This is a genomic window from Sphingomonas sp. Leaf30, assembly GCF_001422525.1.
Lineage (GTDB): Bacteria > Pseudomonadota > Alphaproteobacteria > Sphingomonadales > Sphingomonadaceae > Sphingomonas > Sphingomonas aerolata.
On sequence record NZ_LMKZ01000002.1, the window covers coordinates 91,943 to 110,897 of the forward strand.

Annotated in this window: 19 protein-coding genes, 1 tRNA gene and 1 pseudogene; 10 read left to right on the forward strand and 11 right to left on the reverse strand. The window is 60.6% G+C overall.

What is annotated here, in order from left to right:
• Nucleotides 1-108: 108 nt before the first annotated feature.
• Nucleotides 109-813 (reverse strand): DUF4893 domain-containing protein, encoded by a 705-nt coding sequence (locus tag ASE89_RS07260; protein ID WP_082451358.1) that lies wholly within the window; start codon nt 811-813, stop codon nt 109-111.
• On the reverse strand, nt 810-1,595 hold the full coding sequence (locus ASE89_RS07265; RefSeq protein WP_056675619.1) for a 3-hydroxybutyrate dehydrogenase: 786 nt from the start codon (nt 1,593-1,595) through the stop codon (nt 810-812). The genes ASE89_RS07260 and ASE89_RS07265 overlap by 4 nt, the downstream gene beginning before the upstream one ends.
• A 169-nt stretch (nt 1,596-1,764) precedes the next feature.
• On the opposite strand from ASE89_RS07265, the gene ypfJ reads away from it, so the two are divergent.
• A complete protein-coding gene (gene ypfJ, locus ASE89_RS07270) occupies nt 1,765-2,697 on the forward strand; it encodes a KPN_02809 family neutral zinc metallopeptidase (protein ID WP_056675621.1) in 933 nt (310 codons plus the stop codon).
• Between the two features lie 41 nt (nt 2,698-2,738).
• Here the strand turns inward: ypfJ and ASE89_RS07275 are convergent, their stop codons facing one another.
• The gene (locus ASE89_RS07275; RefSeq protein WP_082451320.1) at nt 2,739-3,740 is read right to left on the reverse strand and encodes an NADP-dependent oxidoreductase; all 1,002 of its coding nucleotides are present in this window, start codon (nt 3,738-3,740) and stop codon (nt 2,739-2,741) included.
• Nucleotides 3,741-4,022: 282 nt separating this feature from the next.
• On the opposite strand from ASE89_RS07275, the gene ASE89_RS07280 reads away from it, so the two are divergent.
• From ASE89_RS07280 to ASE89_RS07285, 3 genes and pseudogenes are all read left to right on the forward strand, one after another.
• A tRNA-Ala gene (locus ASE89_RS07280) sits at nt 4,023-4,098 on the forward strand.
• 90 nt (nt 4,099-4,188) lie between these two features.
• A pseudogene (locus ASE89_RS21555) lies at nt 4,189-4,368 on the forward strand (DUF6538 domain-containing protein); the annotation flags it as partial.
• Nucleotides 4,369-4,548: 180 nt separating this feature from the next.
• Nucleotides 4,549-5,733, forward strand: a complete 1,185-nt coding sequence (locus tag ASE89_RS07285) for a site-specific integrase (protein ID WP_168427591.1) — start codon at nt 4,549-4,551, stop codon at nt 5,731-5,733.
• Nucleotides 5,734-6,160: 427 nt separating this feature from the next.
• Here ASE89_RS07285 and ASE89_RS07290 read toward each other — a convergent pair whose 3' ends face one another.
• The 4 genes from ASE89_RS07290 to ASE89_RS07305 all read right to left on the reverse strand — a co-directional run bounded on the left by ASE89_RS07290 (nt 6,161) and on the right by ASE89_RS07305 (nt 9,991).
• Complete coding sequence (locus tag ASE89_RS07290; RefSeq protein WP_156363347.1) at nt 6,161-6,997, reverse strand: hypothetical protein; 837 nt, start codon at nt 6,995-6,997, stop codon at nt 6,161-6,163.
• A gap of 559 nt (nt 6,998-7,556) precedes the next feature.
• Nucleotides 7,557-8,069, reverse strand: a complete 513-nt coding sequence (locus ASE89_RS07295) for a hypothetical protein (protein ID WP_056675626.1) — start codon at nt 8,067-8,069, stop codon at nt 7,557-7,559.
• A gap of 27 nt (nt 8,070-8,096) precedes the next feature.
• Nucleotides 8,097-8,360: a hypothetical protein gene (locus ASE89_RS07300; protein ID WP_056675627.1), complete on the reverse strand. Its 264-nt coding sequence runs from the start codon at nt 8,358-8,360 to the stop codon at nt 8,097-8,099.
• A 1,055-nt stretch (nt 8,361-9,415) separates the two neighbouring features.
• Complete coding sequence (locus ASE89_RS07305) at nt 9,416-9,991, reverse strand: recombinase family protein (RefSeq protein WP_056675630.1); 576 nt, start codon at nt 9,989-9,991, stop codon at nt 9,416-9,418.
• A 343-nt stretch (nt 9,992-10,334) separates the two neighbouring features.
• Between ASE89_RS07305 and ASE89_RS20255 the strand changes: the two genes are divergently transcribed.
• Nucleotides 10,335-11,150, forward strand: a complete 816-nt coding sequence (locus tag ASE89_RS20255; protein WP_156363348.1) for a hypothetical protein — start codon at nt 10,335-10,337, stop codon at nt 11,148-11,150.
• Between the two features lie 367 nt (nt 11,151-11,517).
• Nucleotides 11,518-11,844 (forward strand): hypothetical protein, encoded by a 327-nt coding sequence (locus ASE89_RS07310; protein WP_056675631.1) that lies wholly within the window; start codon nt 11,518-11,520, stop codon nt 11,842-11,844.
• Between the two features lie 17 nt (nt 11,845-11,861).
• Here ASE89_RS07310 and ASE89_RS07315 read toward each other — a convergent pair whose 3' ends face one another.
• On the reverse strand, nt 11,862-12,065 hold the full coding sequence (locus ASE89_RS07315; RefSeq protein WP_031439040.1) for a hypothetical protein: 204 nt from the start codon (nt 12,063-12,065) through the stop codon (nt 11,862-11,864).
• A 244-nt stretch (nt 12,066-12,309) separates the two neighbouring features.
• On the opposite strand from ASE89_RS07315, the gene ASE89_RS07320 reads away from it, so the two are divergent.
• The 3 genes from ASE89_RS07320 to ASE89_RS07330 all read left to right on the forward strand — a co-directional run bounded on the left by ASE89_RS07320 (nt 12,310) and on the right by ASE89_RS07330 (nt 13,843).
• A complete protein-coding gene (locus tag ASE89_RS07320; protein WP_056675632.1) occupies nt 12,310-12,603 on the forward strand; it encodes a hypothetical protein in 294 nt (97 codons plus the stop codon).
• Nucleotides 12,604-12,651: 48 nt separating this feature from the next.
• Nucleotides 12,652-13,068 carry a secondary thiamine-phosphate synthase enzyme YjbQ gene (locus tag ASE89_RS07325; RefSeq protein WP_031439041.1) on the forward strand — a complete coding sequence of 139 codons (417 nt, stop codon included), beginning with the start codon at nt 12,652-12,654 and terminating at the stop codon, nt 13,066-13,068.
• Between the two features lie 154 nt (nt 13,069-13,222).
• Nucleotides 13,223-13,843: a CC0125/CC1285 family lipoprotein gene (locus ASE89_RS07330; RefSeq protein ID WP_192003145.1), complete on the forward strand. Its 621-nt coding sequence runs from the start codon at nt 13,223-13,225 to the stop codon at nt 13,841-13,843.
• A 139-nt stretch (nt 13,844-13,982) separates the two neighbouring features.
• Here ASE89_RS07330 and secA read toward each other — a convergent pair whose 3' ends face one another.
• Nucleotides 13,983-16,721 (reverse strand): preprotein translocase subunit SecA, encoded by a 2,739-nt coding sequence (gene secA / locus ASE89_RS07335; RefSeq protein WP_056675633.1) that lies wholly within the window; start codon nt 16,719-16,721, stop codon nt 13,983-13,985.
• Nucleotides 16,722-16,816: 95 nt separating this feature from the next.
• Nucleotides 16,817-17,068 (reverse strand): hypothetical protein, encoded by a 252-nt coding sequence (locus ASE89_RS07340; RefSeq protein ID WP_152555339.1) that lies wholly within the window; start codon nt 17,066-17,068, stop codon nt 16,817-16,819.
• 257 nt (nt 17,069-17,325) lie between these two features.
• Between ASE89_RS07340 and argJ the strand changes: the two genes are divergently transcribed.
• Nucleotides 17,326-18,546 (forward strand): bifunctional glutamate N-acetyltransferase/amino-acid acetyltransferase ArgJ, encoded by a 1,221-nt coding sequence (gene argJ, locus ASE89_RS07345; RefSeq protein WP_056675634.1) that lies wholly within the window; start codon nt 17,326-17,328, stop codon nt 18,544-18,546.
• Nucleotides 18,547-18,606: 60 nt separating this feature from the next.
• Here argJ and trxA read toward each other — a convergent pair whose 3' ends face one another.
• The gene (trxA, locus tag ASE89_RS07350; RefSeq protein ID WP_031393340.1) at nt 18,607-18,930 is read right to left on the reverse strand and encodes a thioredoxin TrxA; all 324 of its coding nucleotides are present in this window, start codon (nt 18,928-18,930) and stop codon (nt 18,607-18,609) included.
• Nucleotides 18,931-18,955: the final 25 nt, after the last annotated feature.

Genomic DNA, 18,955 nt, shown 5'->3' on the forward strand with positions numbered 1-18,955 from the left:
TCGTGCGATGACGAGAAATCAAACACTTAGCGCGTGATGAAAGTACGTCGGGAATCCTGTCTCCCCGACCATGTCGCACAGTGTCGCAGCGATCCGGAGATGCCGGGTCTATTCCATCGGTACGATCTCTACGATGTCGAGCAGAGATTCGAAGCGTGGATGCGGCAGTATCAGTCGCCAGCGCCGGTCACCGATGCGCTCCATCACACCCGCCAGGTCACGATTTGCGTCCGTGCCGTAGCGCATCGGGCGCTGTTCGTCGCCCAACGCCATGCTGCCGAGGAAGATCGCACGCGGTCGCGGAGCCGCATCTGCCCGGGATTCGCGGTACAGCGTCCCGGACGGACGTTGCGATCCCCCCAGCCGCGTGAACGTCAGGTCCCCGTCTCCCCCCGTGCGTGCAGGCTGTTCGATGCGGCACGAGAACCAGCCATAGGCAATGAAGCGTGACGCGCCCGCTCCAGGCGCCCCGAGCTTGATCGTGCGACACCGATAGGTGCCGATCGGTGGCAACGGATCGGGGAGTGCCCGGTCCGGATCGAACAATTGAGGATCCGCGGCAATCTCACGCTGCGGGATCTGCGCAAGCGCATCCATCCACGCATCGCGCCAGTCGCGGAGCCTTGCGCGGTCGGCAACCGTCGCTGCCGTGCGCCATCCTGCCCCTCGTCCGGTGGGATCGGTTCGCTCGACTTCGGGGGGCGGCGCGCTGGCGATCCGTTTTCCGCCCCCGCAGGCGACGAGCAGGACGCATGTCGCCAACGCCCCGATCGCGCGTCGCGCGTCGACACGGGCACCGCCGACACCTGTCATGCTGCCGTCCAACCGCCGTCCATCGACAGATTTGCGCCGGTCATCGCGCTAGCCTCGTCGCGGCACAGGAAGAGTGCGAGCGCTGCGACCTGCTCCGGCGTGACGAAGGCCTTGGTCGGCTGCGCGGCCAGCAGAATGTCGTTCACGACCTGCTCGCGAGTCATCGCGCGCGCCGCCATCGTATCCGGGATTTGATCCTCGACGAGCGGCGTCCAGACATAGCCAGGCGAGATGCAGTTGACCGTGATGCTGTCGGTCGCGGTTTCGAGTGCGATCGTCTTGGTCAGTCCGGCGATGGCATGCTTGGCCATGACATAGGCCGACTTGTTCGGGCTAGCGACCAGCGAATGCGCCGAAGCCGTCGAGATGATCCGCCCCCAGCCCCGGCGCCGCATATGCGGAATCGCCGCCCGCATCATGTGCCAGGCCGACGCCATGTTGATCGCGATGATCCTATCGAAGGTCGCGACGGGAAAATCCGCAATTCCCGCAACATGCTGGATGCCCGCATTGTTGACGACGATATCGCAATTCCCCGTTTCCGCGACCGCGCGCTCGACCAGTGCGGCGATCTCGTCGGGGCGGGTCATGTCGGCGGCATCGTAAAGCGCAGTCGCACCGCTGATCGTGCTCAGCGCCGCACGCTCCGCCTCGATCGTCGCGGCGTCGCCAAAGCCGTTGAGAACGACACAGGCCCCCTCCCCCGCAAAGGCCCGCGCATAGGCAAGACCGATCCCCGATGTGGATCCGGTGATGACCGCCGTCCTGCCCGCCAGAAACATTGTCTCGTCCCCCATCTTGACGCGGCCAGAACGCCCCGCCTGCCGTACAACGCTTTGTCATGCCTTCCAAAGGTCGGCAGAATGCGATTAGACCCGGCAAGCCAATCGGATGCAACTCCGCATCGTCCCATGCATTTCGTTACCACTCCAGAATGAAAGTCCTAAGACCATGCGGCTCGACGATTTCGACCCCAACATCAATGTCGAGGATCAGGGCCGCGGCGGCGGTTCGGGCGGCGGTGGCGGCGGCCTACTGTTCGGCCTGCTGCCGCTGATCGGCAGCCGTTTCGGGTGCGGCGGCATCGTCGTCGTGTTGATCGTGATGGCGCTGTTCGGCGGCCTCGGCAATATTGGTGGCATGCTGGGTGGCGGCTCGTCGCCCAGCGCACCCTCCGGGCAGATAACGCAAGGTGGGCCCGGCCGCGGCGGCGAACAGGGTTCCGGCACCGACGCGCAGTCGATCTGCACGCTGAACCCCGAACGACGCGCCGCGTGCAACGCGTTCAGCTCGGCGCAGAAGACCTGGGCCGCAATCTTTGCAAAGAACGGCGAACAGTTCCAGGCGCCCAAGCTCAGCTTCTTCGACGACAATGGCCGTTCGGGCTGCGGCGCGGCACAGGCGGCAATGGGGCCCTTCTACTGCCCGACCGACAATGGAATCTTCCTCGACACCAGCTTCTTCGACGAGTTGGCCAACCGGTTCGGCGCACGCGGCGACTTTGCGCAGGACTATGTCATTGCGCATGAATTCGGTCACCACATCCAGAACCTCGTCGGCACGTCGAGCCAGGTTTCACGCGCGCAGCAGCGCGCTGGTTCGAGTGAGGGCAATGCGCTGTCCGTTCGCCTGGAGTTGCAGGCTGATTGTTTCGCCGGTGTCTGGGCGGCCGCCAATCGCGACCGTCTCGAGCCCGGTGACATCGAGGAGGGCATGACCGCTGCGCAGGCGATCGGCGACGACACGCTTCAGAAGCAGGCGCAGGGCCGGGTCGTACCGGACAGCTTCACGCACGGCACCTCGGCGCAGCGTCAGACTTGGCTTCGTCGTGGTCTCGACAGCGGTGATCCGAAGGTGTGCGACACCTTCTCGGGCGCGATCTGAATGAATGCCCCCTCCCGCACTACCGGGAGGGGGCTAAATGCTCAGAGCTTGACGAGCATCTTGCCGGTATTTCCACCCGAAAACAGTCCGAGAAACGCGTCGGGCATTGCGTCGAGGCCATCATGCACGGTTTCCTGCCGCTTCAACGTGCCCGCCTTCAGCAGGGCTCCCATGTCCGTATAGAACTCCGCAGCCCGATCCATGAAATCACTGACGATGAAGCCGCGGATCTGGATACGGTTACCGATCAGCCTTGCGAGATAGCGCAGTTCGGTTGCCGCGCCGCTGTTGTAGACGTCGATCATGCCGCAGATCGCGAACCGGGCGTGCAGCTTGGCGTGCGCCAAGGCCGCATCCAGATGTTCGCCACCGACATTATCGAAATACACGTCAATGCCGCCCGACCCGACCGCGGCCACGGCTTCACCTAGAGCTTTCACGACCGGCGTACCGGACTTGTAGTCGATTACGGCATCAGCGCCGAGCGACTTGACCCAGGCGCATTTGTCCGCGCCGCCTGCCGAGCCGATCACCGTCATGCCCTTGGCCTTGGCAACCTGGAGGACGGTCGAGCCCACGGCGCCCGCCGCGGCCGAAACGAAGACGGTATCGCCGGACTTGGCGGCGGCAACTTCCAGCAGGCCGAAATAGGCGGTCATGCCCGGCATGCCGAGCTGCCCCAGAAACGCCTGTGGATCGACCGCCAGGTCCGGCAGCTTCTGGACCTGGTTTGCGGGCAGCGTCGCTTCGTCGCGCCATCCCGCCATATGCTGGACGAGATCACCCGCCTTCAGACCCTCGGCCCGACTCTCGACGACTTCGCCGATCGCACCACCTTGCATCGGCTTGCCCAGCTCGAACGGCGGGGTGTAACTTTTCACGTCGTTCATGCGACCGCGCATATAGGGATCGACCGAGAGCCAGCGGTTGGCGATGCGCACCTCGCCATCGGCCAGTTCGGACTGTGCAACGTCGATGATCTCAAAGTCGGTATGCTTAGGCATGCCTTGCGGACGCGTCTTCAGGCTCCATGCACGGGACATTCTTCACTCCTGTCGTTGAGGTTTCATGACTCGGGTATGGCGCAGAACGGATCCCGCGCCAAGCGGCAGAGGCACAGATGACGTGCCCGTCTGCAACGAGCCTGCCCGTCAATCGCCCGCGCCCTGATCGAAGTTCCGCCGGCCGTTGCCGGGTGCGCCCGTGCGAGCCGCGCTCGGGACGAATGTCCCGTGTCCAAAACATGACGAGCAGAGCGCGGCGGTGGATTGCATGCCGGTGGCGCCATCGCTAGGATTACATGATCCGGCGTCGCCGGACCGCGCGGGGCCGTAGCTCAGATGGGAGAGCGCTGCAATCGCACTGCAGAGGTCAGGGGTTCGATTCCCCTCGGCTCCACCACGCGGACTAAGCTGTTGAAAAGACAGCAAACCATTGAAAAGCAAAGACTTTTTACAGGCGTCTAGTACAAACGTGCGAGGACGAAAGCCTATGTGTTCCTACCTGCATCGAGCCCCCAACGGGGTGTATTACTTCCGAATGGGGATACCTGCGGACCTGCGCCCCTTCATGGCCGGGAAGCGAGAGATAAAGCATTCCTTAGGCCTTAAGGACCGGGAAGCCGCTAAGACCGTCATACCGGACCTGACGAAGGCTGCTCATGCCCTGCTCGACCAAGCCAAGCGGGATAGGGATACAGCGAGAAAGCCCGCCCCCTCCCCTGCTAAGCCGAAGCCTGCGGCCCAGATCGAACGGGACCGGCAACGGTGGGAAGCTGAGCAAGAGCAAATCGACCTAGCTTCGGATGCCAGCTTTTCCGCTGATATGGAGGTTGAGCACCTAGAGCCAATCATGGACGCCCTCGCTGACGGTATCGAGACTGAGGGTTCCCCGGCTGACATAGCTAGGGCCGGTCGCCTCCTTGTGCTGCATGAAAGGGAGAAGGCCGATAGCTTGGTCGCTGCTCTCCATGCCCGGTATGGCAACGGACAAAATGCCCGCGCATCGGAAAGCCAAAATCAAGCCGTTGAATGCGAGCCTGCTACCGGGTCCGGTCTGTATCTCGACAAGGATATCTTAGACCGCTGGGCAACAGAGCGCGGCGTAGTAGCCAAAGGCAAGGACACTCATAGGGCCGTAGCCGAATGGTTTTATGCTCGCACTGAGCGCAAGCCGGTTGAGCAAGTGACCCGGCAGGACGTGCTAGCCTTCAAGGACAAGCTGCTCGCAGAGGGCCAATCGGTCTCCAATACGAATACGAAGCTGTCTCGCCTGCGGACCTTGCTAGGCTGGGCCTATCAGAACGATCTAACGGCATCGAACGTAGCCGAGCGGATTAGCGTCAAGGTAGCGGACGGCGGCAAGAACAAGCGCCTGCCGTTCTCCCTGCCCGAGCTACAGGCCATCTTTGCCAGCCCGGTCTATGCGAATGGGGAGCGTCCTGCTCAAGGCCGTGCGGAAGCTGCATACTGGCTACCGTTGCTGGGGCTATTCACAGGAGCGCGACTAGAGGAAATAGGCCAGCTTCGCGTGTCGGACGTGCAGCACCACAGCTACCCCGATCAAGATGGCAACATGCTATCAGGATGGTTCCTGAATATCACTGAGACGATAGACGAGAAAGGCCAAGAGAACCGGCTTAAGAATGCGGCAAGTGAGCGCCTTGTCCCGTTGCATCCTGAGATAGAGCGGCTTGGATTCATCGCCTACGTTAGAAAGCTAAAGGATCAAACGGGTCGGGTATTCCCTGAATTAAAACCCAACATCTATGGCAGGCTTACTGCAAAGTGGGGCGAATGGTTTGGCCCCTATCTTCGCAAGGTCTGCGGAGTTGCCGACAAGCGTAAGGTTTATCATTCCTTCCGGCATACCTTCAAGGACTATACACGTAGGGCTAGAATGCCTGAGGGAGTACAGCGGCAGATCATGGGCCATGCAGGCAAGGACGTAGCCGACGATTACGGTAGCGGGTACGATTTACACAGCTTGGCCGAAGCAATGGCAACGTATCGGGTGCCGGGGCTGATTATCGGTTAGGGCTTATCATGCTCGGTCGAGAAGCCACGATAAACCCACCAGCCTAAAGCTAACAATATTATGATAGGTACGGTGAAAGCCCCACCTGCTAGTGATAAAGCGATGAGCTTTCCGTACCATGTCGTATATTCATGGGTGTACTCAATAGATGCCTGCTGGCCTTTTCGCATTGATTCGATAAATAGTTCTGACCATATACCTTGCTGCCAAGCTGCAAAGCCGCCGATGCAAGCCCAAGTCACTATCCATGTACCTACTATGGCAATAGAAAAGCGCCGATAACCCCGCCGAACATTCATCCCAAATCTCCGAACATACAGATACCCGATCCCGCCCCATTCAGCCCCCGTCAGGAGTCGATTGGATAAGGTTGGGTATCTGTAGGACGGGATTGGGGAAAGCCTCTCAGCGACTCTCCTAGCCGGTTTTAGTAGGCGTCGGGACCAAGCGGGACGCCAGCCTCTCGGCGGGCAGCTTCCCCGGTCGGCGTAACGCGGTATCCCGTGTCAGTCTGGAAACCAGCAACATCGCCTACCGGGGTGCCGTGGGTCTGACGGGCTCGCACCCCGGTCTGAGCTACCCGGATGCCGGTTACGTCCTGTCCGCCCTTGAAGGGATCATAGCCCGTCATGCTCTGCCCCGTCTGTGGGCCGCTGGGAGCCTGATTGACGAGGGTATAGCCGGTCGGACCCATGATCCACTGCGGGCCAGTCTGTTGCGCTTGAGCAGGCGCTACGGGAGCTTTTGGAGCAACGCCGGGAGGGGCATTGAAAGCGAACGAGCTATTGACCGTCTCACCGGGCGGGATCGAGGATGCTTCGGGAACATCAGGCGTCTCGGCATAGGCTTCGACAGTGCTACCTAGAGCATCGTCAACGGTCCAATTAGCTGCATCGGCTTCGGTAACTTCGCCCTTGCTGATAGTCAATGCCTTAGCATCCTCTAGGATCATAGGTGCGAGGTTATCAAGATGGCTTTCGTCGCCGCTGTTATTGTATGCAGTGAGGGCCTTGTCATACAATGATACCGTAGCATCATCGCTGTTATGGATAAGATCGACAGCAATCTCTAGCGTATCCTTCAATGCAGGAACGCGAGCCGTGAAAGCATCAATAGCATTCTTGTAAGCGACATTGGCGGGCAAGCCTTTAGCCAACTCAGCATTGGCCTGTTGCTGTACGGTACGGGGATTATGCCCATGCACTGCAATTAGGGAAAGCGCGGCTTTCACCTTGATCGTTTGACGGGGAGTTAGTGCGGTCATTGGTTTTCCTTGAACATATTTAGAATGTGAGGCGGTGCCGGTTTGGCTGGCGAGCTAGGCTCAACATCGCCCATTGTTGGCAGGGCTGGGATGATCCCATTACGGATGCAGGCGGCAAGGTACTGGAAGGCAAACTTGCAATCGCTGGGCCTGAGATACGGACGGCCATTGGCTTCCCAGATCGAGCGGACTTGAGCGGCGGAGTATCGGGCTTCGCATTGGCTGTCCGGGGAATAGCCGTAGATTGCGGGAGTTACGGCGGGGCCTGATAGGCGGGGCCATCCTGCTGCATGTTCCTCAGCCTCCCTTGTCAGGAGGACGGAGAGGTTAGCGACACGGACCGGCAACGATGCGGCTTCGAGTTGATCCCCGTAAGCGGCCTTCATTAGCCAAACGGTGACAGCGCCCCATTCCAGATGAACCTTTACGGCATCAGCGTAGGGGCCTGCTCGCTGCATCAGATCGTCTAGGGTTTGCGGGACTAGGGCGACCTTGGGAACATAATCAGGGCGGGATGGCCTTGGCGCATCCCCTGTTCCCCGATCATCAAGGCTAGGCATTACGCAGCGACCGCCGCGCCCTTAACATAGCCCCGCTGCCTACCGACAAAGTAGAGCATGAACGCCTCCTGCGGATTGCCCGGTGCCAGCGCGATAATCTCGGCAGGGATCAGATGCGGCTTCACCGTTAGAAGATATTCGTATGCAGCATCATCTAGGCCCGCAAACCCCTTGCACTCATGCACCTTGGGCAGAGACTCCTTGGCGTCATTATCCCAAGTCTTACGCGTGTAATAGATCGTATAGGATGTACTCAGCAGGTTGTGACCGGGGGAAGCGACAATGCGGATATCAGTGAAGGGCTTAAGCCGTTCCTCTCGCTCTACCGTCGCCTGATTAGCAAGGGCTTCAGCGAACCGCTCCTTTGCGTCTTCCAAAGCCTTAGCTACTTCGTCAGCCTTAACGATTGCGGGCTTGCCGATTAGCTCGACGAGGTCTTTGATCTTGAGCAGCTGAGCTTTGTAGGTTTCAATCTCATTAGCGATAGCTGCAAGCGTGGTATTCTGTGTCATGGGGTTTTCCGTGTCTTATTTGGGGGATTACGGGCGGGGAGCGAACGGGCCGACCCGAAGCTTCTCGGCGCGGTAGGTATGGATGGTGCCGCTATCTGCATCGGCAGCGGCCATCAGCTTCGCAATTGAGGGGCGACCAGCGGGCTTGCACTTAGCGTAGTCCGGTAGTTCGATGCCTAGAACATCAAGGCAAAGGCGGAACCCGCCACGGATACGGCTATCCACCTTTTCGATGTGGTCAATTACGCGGGGATCATTGAGGCGGCTAAGGTCAACAGGGGTAGGGTTCATGGATAGTCCTTCAAATTAGAGGAGTAACTTAGTCAAATATTACAGACAGAGGCCCCTCTTGCCCGTAAGCAAAAGGAACCAGGTATTAACGATATGGAATAGGTCACCTGCTAACTGCCAACGATGGGCAATGCTACAGTTAGCAGGCTGGCAATTGCTCAAGGCCGTTGGGCATATCGGTGATTGAGCATTGCGTAGGTAGAGGAGCGGCTAGCTTATGCGCCGTACATATTGCTAGCCATGCAGCGGACCTGTTAAGGTTCAACGCTTCTACATTCCTCAGATTAACTCAGCAGGGATATCACTGAGCTAACTTGAAGGATGCGTATCAGGATTGCGGATCGAAGCCGTAGATTAGCAAGGATTGATCCGGGGGGTATTAATAGATAATACTATGGTATCATCTTAGATTAGTGAATACTGAGCTGTATCCGGTCGTCCTTTCGTCCTTCCTTCTACAGATAGATATCCGTATTGAGGCACTTTAGGGGAGCAACTACAGCAGCATCATCTTGAGTTAGATCATACGTCGCTTGTATTGCCGGTGTCCCGATACCGTGAGCCAATCCCGTTAAGGCGGCACACCTCGTCGCCCTACGGCTAACCCTTGCGGGCTGTGGTATCATACAGCTTAAGGCTGTCATTCTTCCCCGGGCTTCCGGGCTATGGCGGTATATCAATAGTTCTCTACCCGCAAATAGCTTGGGGCAGACTGGTTTCTCTTCATGGACGGTACTGATTTAAGCCGATTGATTATAAGGGCTTAGGCTCAAACTTTGATAAATCTCAGGGATCAATCTAATGATCGTATCAGCGATCCTTAGTGATACCGGGACCGACAGATACAGGAAAGTTTCCTATTGGATTACGGTCCCGAAATGCCCGGAGGCGTTAGCCGGAACTTTGCCGCTCCCGAATAAGCCCCTCTCAGACTCATTCCGGCAATCAGGCTAGGCAATACCCGGAGCCTTCCTAATCGAGTCTGACGGGGCTGAGGCAGCGCATACGCGGCCCTTCCCATCGCCTGCCCGGTATCAGCTTGGGGAGTACCCGGATCATGCAGCGCAATACCGGGATACCGTGGCCTTCGAGATACCGAAATGCGCCATCGTCTCACTGATCGTGGCCCCGTTCGCCTTGCGCCAATCGGCTACGGCCTTGGCATCAGCAGCGAACGGACGGCCCAGCCCAGCCTTGCCACGATGCGTAAGGCCCGTTGCCTCTATCGAAGCCCTTGCAGCTACCCGGCCACTGTCACACCGCTCCTTGATCCGATGCCGTTCCATATCAGCCATCTGGGCTAGGACAGCTACGATCAATTCCCCAACGCCACGGCCAATAGGTCCAAGGCCCTTCACGTCCAAGGTAACGCCACGGTCTAGCAGCTTCCGTACCGTGGCCTGTACGTCCAGGGCATCACGGCCCAGCCGGTCCAAGGCATAGACGTAGAGCGTATCGCCCTCCCGTATGTACTCTAGCAGCTTGGCAAAGCCGGGACGGTCAGCAGCGAGGATAGCCCCGCTTACACCTTCGTCGGAAAACTCACGGTCGAAGCTGCTACCCAACGCTTGGCGCTGGGCTTCAATGCTCTGGGCTTCGGTCGATACGCGGAAGTAGGCAACGCGGCTCATGGCTTCATCCTCACAAGGTACGCCCGATATCTGAGGCATCCTCTCAACTCTGTCAAGTATGTTGTGAGGCATAGTGAGGATACCGCTGAGGCATGACTCACAAGCTACAACATGAGAGGCAGGGCATCGGCACGGCTAGCGATCCGCTGGGCTAGAGCTTGGCAACTGTGACACGTCATGCAGGGATGGAGAACCACGCGCGATAATGCAGGTCGCGCTAGGCGTGTCATAATCGTGTGAGGGCTTGGACCGGGCATACGGGGAGAACCGCGCTCACTCTTGTCTGAATTGCCCTCTCGCAAATCTCTATCAATTTTAGGCCGTAGGCGGCTACGGTATAGCTGTGACAAAGCGCCATGCAGTAATAGCAACAACGTTTCTGATCGGAGTGGCCAATGCGCCAGCGCCGACAATCCAGAATTCTCCTGCCAAGGTTCAAGCCACTGTAGCTCCGTTGCCGCAGACTAAGCCTGATAGGGGCTGCTTAGGCAAGCCGTCCGATCGATCATCTGAGCTATGCGCTCAGTGGTCAGCCGTAGATGTTTCCGCCGCTGCCCTAAAATGGTCCGAGGCTAGTTTCTGGCTCGGCATCATCGGAGCTTTGTTAGGGCTTCTAACGACAGTTGCGGCGTTCCTTGCCGCTCGATACGCCAAGAAAGCGTTTCAGGCCGCAGAAGTTGACCTTCGGCCTTGGATGCAGTTCTCTGTCGAACCGGGTTGGGCAAGCGGTTATGAAGCTGGGTATACGGCAGCAACGGTCGTCAAAGCCACCAATATTGGCAGGACTCCGGCGATTGACGTAAGCTGTATTGCAGAAACCTTTAGGTACGATAATCGCGCGGTAGACGACTACTTTCTGCCGTTCTTCAACAGTGACGTGTTCACCCGCCAAGGCTCAGTCACCGTTTCCTTGCTGCCGGGCGAAAACTACACGTTTCAGGTCGAGTCGGTCGTCCCTAACGATGATACGAAGCGCATTCCCACTATTGGCATCAAGATGGGTTATCGGTTGCCTAATGGAGTTCGGGCGAGAACCTGCCGCGCATACCATACGGCATACTGCTGGGATGATCCCAACATCAATCCCAATACTGGCGACCTTCGATGGCCTGCGACCGAGCAGCGACTGTATGTGGCTCCGGTCAACGTGACTACCTGAGCCGACCCCTTGCCTCAGCTAGTACAAAGGGCTAACACAAAGGTCCCGACGCCGAAATAAAAGTCCTTTGCTTTTCAGCGCTTACGGGGATTTTAACCGATTCCCCTCGGCTCCACCAGCGCGCCTTCTTCGGGACAAACCCGATCCAGAGCTTTAAGTGCGATAGTGCGCGGCATCACGAAAAAGAGCTGACGTAGCGGGCTGCCGATAGCACTGTACAGTCCGATGGTGCCGACGGGCTGACAGCTGCCATCCTAACGATCGAGACGCGAAACACAGACCGCATCGCGACCACTAATATCAACCGTATCGGACGGATCGTGCGATTCGTCGCGTGGGATGCTGCGATCGGCGCAGGCATGCGGCGATGGTCTGGACCACTGGCGCAACCTGCGGCATCGCGGTCGTGCCAGGGGGCTGGAGCGTAAACGTGTTCAAGACAATGTGGAAAATGCCGGCAAAACTGCTCCGACGCGCGGTTACCGAAAGCCCTGTCGACGGCGAGGACGCGGTGCCGGTCGCGGATGAGCAGCTCGCTACGGGCTCGCTGGAAGACATGATAAAAGCCGCGGACGAACTGTCCGCCGAAGATGCCGACTCATTGATCATCGAATGCGTCGGTCGTGACCGGCCCATCACTTGGGCGGAAATTCAGGGACTGCGCCATGCGACGACCTTCCCGGTCGACGCGTAGCTATCAGTCGACCCCTTTTAGCGGCGAAACTTGCCGAGCAGTCGTTCGAGCAGGCTTGGCTGCATCGCGATCAGCTGCTGCTGGCGAAACCGGTCACGATCGGCCGCGGCACGCCGGTAAAGGGCGTCAAGCCGGTCTGCGCCATAGCGGTCTGACAGGCGTGGCGGAGACTGATCGACGCGGTGAAACGAGGGCTGGTCGCGCTCGGGTCGGTGGGACATAACAGGCATTGATCGGGTTCCGGTGACAGGATGGCAGTCGAAATACACACGCTTTTTACCACCTTTTCAACACGCTTGGTCGTGAGCGGTTCCCGAAAGCGTGCTGAATCGAGGCGTTTTGGCGAAAACCGGCGGAACTTTCCAGCCTTCCACAAGACCCGTTTCCCGGGTCGAGATTCCGGCATTCGGGACCACCGGCAACGTCTGCTGTACAAGCATGACGCAGGTCGGGTAGGCGCCGACCATGGGTGAAATCGACAGACTCGTTCCTTCCGGCGTCATCGAACAATGGGTATTCCATCTGCGGCGGCAGCGGGCCCGTGCGGCGGATACCATCTGGTTGATCGATCAAGGTTTCACGCTTCACGATGGCAAGTGCGGCACGCCGACGCACGACGCGACGGCACGCTGGCGCGCCGAGCAGGAAACCGTCATCGCGGAGGTCAGCGATCTTCTCAAACTCTATGACGAGATCAATTTGGGTCGCGACGTCCCGGCGGATGCCGACGGCGACCAAGGCCGTGACGACAGGCGTTGAGCATCGTCACGGACCTGACCGGCTAGGCAGTCACATAGGAGCGCAGCGATGCGGCAGTCCACGACCCAGATCACGATCGATACCCGCCGGCAGGGGCTGGTCGACATTACCGCCCCGATCCGGCGCTGGGTCGATGCGCAGGCGATGCAGTCCGGGTTATTGACGGTGTTTTGTCGCCATACCTCCGCATCGCTGCTCATCCAGGAAAACGCCGCGCCCGAGGTCCGAACGGATATCGAGGCTTATTTCGAGCGCATAGCGCCGGAATCGAGTTCGTATCTGCACGATGACGAAGGGCCCGACGACATGCCGGCGCATCTGCGCGCCGCTCTCACGCAGGTACAATTGTCGATCCCAGTGATCGACGCCACGCTCGCCCTCGGCACGTGGCAGGGAATCTACTTGTTCGAGCATCGCCGTCGTCCCCATGGTCGCTCGCTGGCGCTTCATCTGATCGGGGAATGATCCTGCGTCGCAGACGACGGCCTATGACAGCGCCGAGGTGGTTTATTCAATCACCGTCATGGACCCGTGGACCAATCCCGTTCATCAACCGTTCCACCACTGAAGGCTAATGTAAGGCGTTTCGCCGCATTCGCCGCGAACGGAGACGACAATCATGTTCATCATGCCTGGTCGCAAGGTCCTGCTGGCAGCTCTCGCCACGAGCACGTTGCTGGTCGCGGGTTGTGCGACCGAAACCACCTACCGCCCGGCCACTGGCCAGGGGTTCAACCGAACCGGCTATAGCGATCGCCGGATCGAAGATAACCGCTTCCTCGTCAGCTTCGCGGGCAACAGCGTCACCTCGCGCGACACCGTCGAACGCTACCTCTTCTTCCGCGCGGCCGAACTCACGCTCCAGCAGGGATATGATTATTTCCTGATGGCGGACCGCGATACAAGTCTTCAGTCGCGCACCTATTCTACCCCGGGAATCGGTGGCGGGTTCGGTTATGGCGGCTTTGGTGGCTATTGGGGCCCGTCGTGGCGCTATCGCGGCCGCGGCTTCGGCTGGCGGAGCTGGGATCCCTATATCGGTGGCGGCTTCGGTGGCTTTGGCGGCGGCGGTTTCGGTGGCCCATGGGGCAACGACTTCGACGTCCGCACGATCGACCGCTACGAAGCAACCGCCGAGATCGTGATGCGCAAGGGGCCGATCCCGCGCGACAACATTCGTGCGTTCAATGCCAAGCAGGTCGTCGACAATATCGGGCCGAGCGTCATCCTGCCAAAGTAAGCAGCGTCGCGGCCGCACCGCCGCAACCAAGCCTACACGCAAAAGCCGGACCGTCCATGTGGGACGGCCCGGCTTTTTATTGCCTGCTATGCCGCCACCCGGGCGCGGTCGCTAAACGGCCGGCCCGTCAAAGCAGCGTTCAGACCGCGCCGTGGCACTGCTTGTATTTGCGCCCCGACCCGCATGGGCATGGCGCGTTGCGGCTGACCACGCCTTCCCAGTTCGCCGGATCCTCGCCGATATCCGCGGCCTGGGGCTGCGGAATCTGCATCGGCGGAAGCTGCGACGTGATGTGGCCCGACATGCCGCGTGCCTGGTCGAGGCTGTCATTCTCGCCGGTGAACGGGTCGAAATGCGTCGTGATGAAATCGGGCAGCTCGGGCAGGCCGACCGGTGCCTGGATCTGGAACTGCGCGTGGGCGATCGTCTTGGTCACGTCCTCGCGGATCGTCTCGAGCATCCGCTGGAATAGCGAGAACGCCTCCTGCTTATACTCGTTGATCGGCGTCTTCTGCGCATAGGCGCGCAGATGGACGACCTGGCGCAGGGCGTCGAGCGTCGCCAGATGCTCCTTCCAGTGATGGTCGAGATTCTGCAGCAGGATCGACTTCTCGACCGACGTCCACGTCTCGGTGTCGAGGTCTGCGGATTTCGTCGCGATCGCCTCGTCCGCCATCGCGCGGATGCGTTCCTCGACGATCTCGGGATCGATCGCCTCTTCGAGCAGCCACGCCTCGATCTGCGGCTCGAGGTTGAGCACCTCAGTCAGCCGCGTCTTCATCCCCGCAATGTCCCACTGTTCCGGATAGGAATTGGGGGGGCATGCCTCACCGACGATGACGTTGACCGTCTCCGCACGCATGTCCGTCACCACGTCGCCGACGGTGTCGGCATCCATGATGTCCGCGCGCTGCTCGTAGATGACCTTGCGCTGCTCGTTCATCACGTCGTCATATTCGACGACCTGCTTGCGAATGTCGTAGTTGCGCGCCTCGACCTTCTTCTGCGCCGTCTCGATCGCCTTCGACAGCCACTTGCTGCCGATCGCCTCGCCGTCCTCGATATTGTTGCGCATCATCTTGGCGAACAGCGTGTCTGGCCCGAAGATGCGCAACAGATCGTCGTCGAGGCTCAGATAGAAGCGCGACAGGCCGGGATCACCCTGACGACCCGAGCGCCCGCGCAGCTGGTTGTCGATGCGCCGGCTCTCGTGGCGCTCGGTACCGAGCACGAACAGGCCACCCGCGGCGAGCACTGCCTGCTTCTCGGCCTCGATCTCGGTCTCGATCCGCGCCGCCTCAGCGGCATATTCGGGCGTGCCCTCGACGAGGTCGGGGTGTTCGTCGAGCATGCGGAATTCGAGGTTGCCCCCGAGTTTGATGTCGGTGCCACGGCCCGCCATGTTGGTCGCGATCGTCACCGCGGACTTGCGCCCGGCCTGCGCGACGATGTGCGCCTCCATCTCGTGGAAGCGCGCGTTCAGCACCTTGTGCTCGACCGCCTCGCCGACGAGGAACTCGCTGAGCAGTTCGGACTTCTCGATCGATACCGTGCCGACGAGCACCGGCTGACCGAGGTCGGCGTGATGCTTGATCTTCTTGGCGATCGCCGCGAACTTGTCCTTGGTGTCCTTGTAGAACTCGTCTTCCTCGTCGACGCGCTTGACCGTAACGTTGGTCGGGATGCTGACGACGTTGATCTTGTAGATGTCGTAGAACTCGGCCGCCTCGGTCGCCGCCGTACCGGTCATGCCGCCGATCTTGGGGTACATGCGGAAATAGTTCTGGAACGTGATCGAGGCCATCGTCTGGTTCTCAGGCTCGATCTGGACGCCTTCCTTGGCCTCGACCGCCTGGTGAAGGCCGTCCGACCAGCGCCGGCCGTCCATCATGCGACCGGTGAACTCATCGATGATGATGACCTTGCCGTCCTTGACGATGTAGTCGATGTCCGACTTGAACATCACGATCGCGCGCAGCGCCTGGTTGAGGTGATGCACGACCTGCGTGTTCTCGAAATCATACAGATTCGCGCCTTCGAGCAGCCCCGCGGCCTCGAGCATCCGCTCGACCTTCTCGGTGCCGTCCTCGGTGAGGATGATCGTCTTCTGCTTCTCGTCCTTGTCATAGTCTCCGGGGACGAGCTGCTTCACGACCGCATCGACCTGGATATACAGCTCGGACTTGTCGTCGGTCGGCCCCGAGATGATCAGCGGCGTACGCGCTTCGTCGATCAGGACCGAATCGACCTCGTCGACCACCGCGAAGTTGAAGCGGCGCTGCACCATCGAACTGCGCTCATACTTCATGTTGTCGCGCAGATAGTCGAAGCCGAACTCGTTGTTCGTGCCGTAGGTGATGTCGGCGGCATAGGCGGCGCGACGCTCCTCGTCCGACAGGTTCGGCACGATCACGCCGATCGTCATGCCAAGGAAGGTATAGACCTGCCCCATCCACTCCGCGTCGCGCGCCGCCAGATAGTCGTTGACCGTGACGACGTGGACGCCGTCGCCCGGCAGTGCGTTCAGATAGGTCGCGAGCGTCGCGACGAGCGTCTTGCCCTCGCCGGTACGCATCTCGGCGATCTCGCCGCGGTGAAGGACGATGCCGCCCACCATCTGCACGTCGTAATGCCGCTGGCCAAGCACGCGCTTGGCCGCCTCGCGCACCGTGGCAAATGCCTCTGGAAGCAAGTCGTCGAGCTTCTCGCCGTTTGCGAGTCGCGAACGGAACTTCGTGGTCTGCCCGGACAATTCCTCGTCCGACATCGCGACGAGCGAAGGCTCGAACGATGCGATCTTCGCGAGGATCGGGTTGAGCGATTTGACGTAACGGTCGTTGGACGATCCGAACAGCGATTTGGCAAAGCCACCGAACATGGGCTGATTTCCTGATTATAGGGCGCGACGGCACGCGGGCGCGCGCGCGCAAAGAGGAGGAATGGCCCGCAGGCCGAGAGATCAGGCGCGCGACGCTATTCGCGCCGACGGTCCATCCAGATAGGAGCCGTGATGATCGCGACGACGGGAAGCCTCGCCGAGGTGGCAACGTCGTCGAGCGAGGGAAGCGCAGCGACCGGTCGTACCGCGACCTTTGCCACCGCCACCGCGGCGGTCTGCGCGCAAACGCTACCCTGCGCTACTGCCTGTGCGGACTGCCCACGCACACCCGGCACCGCGCCGGTCAGCGCGGACAGGAGGGCAGAAAGGAGGAGCAGCAGGTTCATGCGGGACCGGCTGTATGCGAGCTTGCGTGTAAAATCTACCATTCGTCGGACGGAAGCATCCGGCGAACGCGCGGACGCTCGATCCGTAACGGGACGGCGTCGTGCGTATGAATGACGACCCTGACGGAGCTCGCCGACCACCGAAGCACGCCGATGTCATTCTATAGCCCCCAACCGCACCGGACACCGGTCGACGGGCGGCTGTCAGACGCAACCCGCGATCTTGCGGGCCGGACCGCAGCGACTATGAAGGCCGGATGCAGATCTCGCCGCTCGCCTTGCCCTTCCCCGCCGCCCCTTTGATTGACGGGGTCGTGCCGCATGTTGCGCGTGCCGGCTACAAGGCTTGGGACCGATGCGACCTGACGTTCGTGACGCTCGATCCGGGGACGGTCGTTGCGGGCGTCCTTACGCAGAGCAAATGTCCGTCGCCCGAAGTCGAGTGGTGCCGTGCGGCACTGACGCTCGGCCAGGCGCGCGCGCTCGTCGTCAACGCGGGCAATTCGAACGCCTTTACTGGTGCGCGTGGCCGTGCAGCGGTCGAGGCGATCGCCGCACGCACGGCAGCGCATCTCGGCTGTCAGCCTTCGGACGTGTTCGTCGCCTCGACCGGCGTGATCGGTGTGCCGTTGCCGATCGACAAGGCCGAAGCCGGGCTCGACGCTGCGTTCGCGGCCGCACCGTGCGGCTGGGAGGACGCCGCCGCGACGATCATGACCACCGATACCTTCACCAAGGGCGCGGTGACGACCGCGGTGATCGGCGATCGGACCGTCACTTTGGTCGGCATCATCAAGGGCTCGGGTATGATCGCGCCGGACATGGCGACGATGCTCGGCTTCATCTTTACCGATGCCGCGGTCGAGCCCGCGTTTCTCCAGGCTGCACTGTCCAAGGCCAATGCGCCGAGCTTCTCGTGCATCACCGTCGACAGCGACACCTCGACCAGCGACACGGTGCTCGCATTCGCGACGGGCAAGGCCGGCAACGCCCCGCTCAGCGACGACGACAGCATCGGCGCGGACGCGTTCCGCGCGGCACTGGTCGATCTATGCCATCAGCTTGCCCTGCTTGTCGTCCGCGACGGCGAAGGCGCGCAGAAGCTGATTGAGATCCAAGTAACCGGCGCGGACAGCGACCGCAGCGCCCACCGCATCGCGATGAGCATCGCCAACTCGCCTCTGGTCAAGACGGCCGTCGCCGGCGAGGACGCCAATTGGGGTCGTGTCGTGATGGCCGTCGGCAAGGCAGGAGAGCCCGCCAACCGCGACACATTGTCGATCCGGTTCGGCAATACGCAAGTGGCTGAGGGGGGGCTCGCGCTCAGCGGTTATGACGAGGCGCCCGTCGCGGACCATCTCAAGGGGCGGGACATCGAGATCGGCGTTGATCTAGCGCTGGGCGACGGTGCGGCCACGGTGTGGACCTGCGACCTGACGCACGGCTATATCTCGATCAACGCCGACTATCGAAGCTGAGCTCACCTCTAGCCGCCACCTCCAAAAAAGGCTGAGGTGGCGGTAGCGGCGCGTACCGTCTTAGGCGAGTTCGCCCTCGAGCCACGCCTTGAGCTGACCCTTGGGTGCCGCACCAACCTTGGTTGCTGCCGGGGCGCCGCCCTTGAACAGGATCATCGTCGGGATCCCGCGCACGCCATACTGGCCCGGCGCATCGGGGTTCTCGTCGATGTTGAGCTTAGCGATCGTCACCTTCTCGCCCAGCTCCTCGGACAGCTCCTCGAGGCTCGGCCCGATCATCTTGCACGGCCCACACCATTCGGCCCAGAAATCGACGAGCACGGGGCCGTCGGCGTTCAGCACGTCGGCATTGAAGCTCGCATCGGTGATCTGCTTGGTCGCCACTGAAATATCTCCTTCGTTATACCGT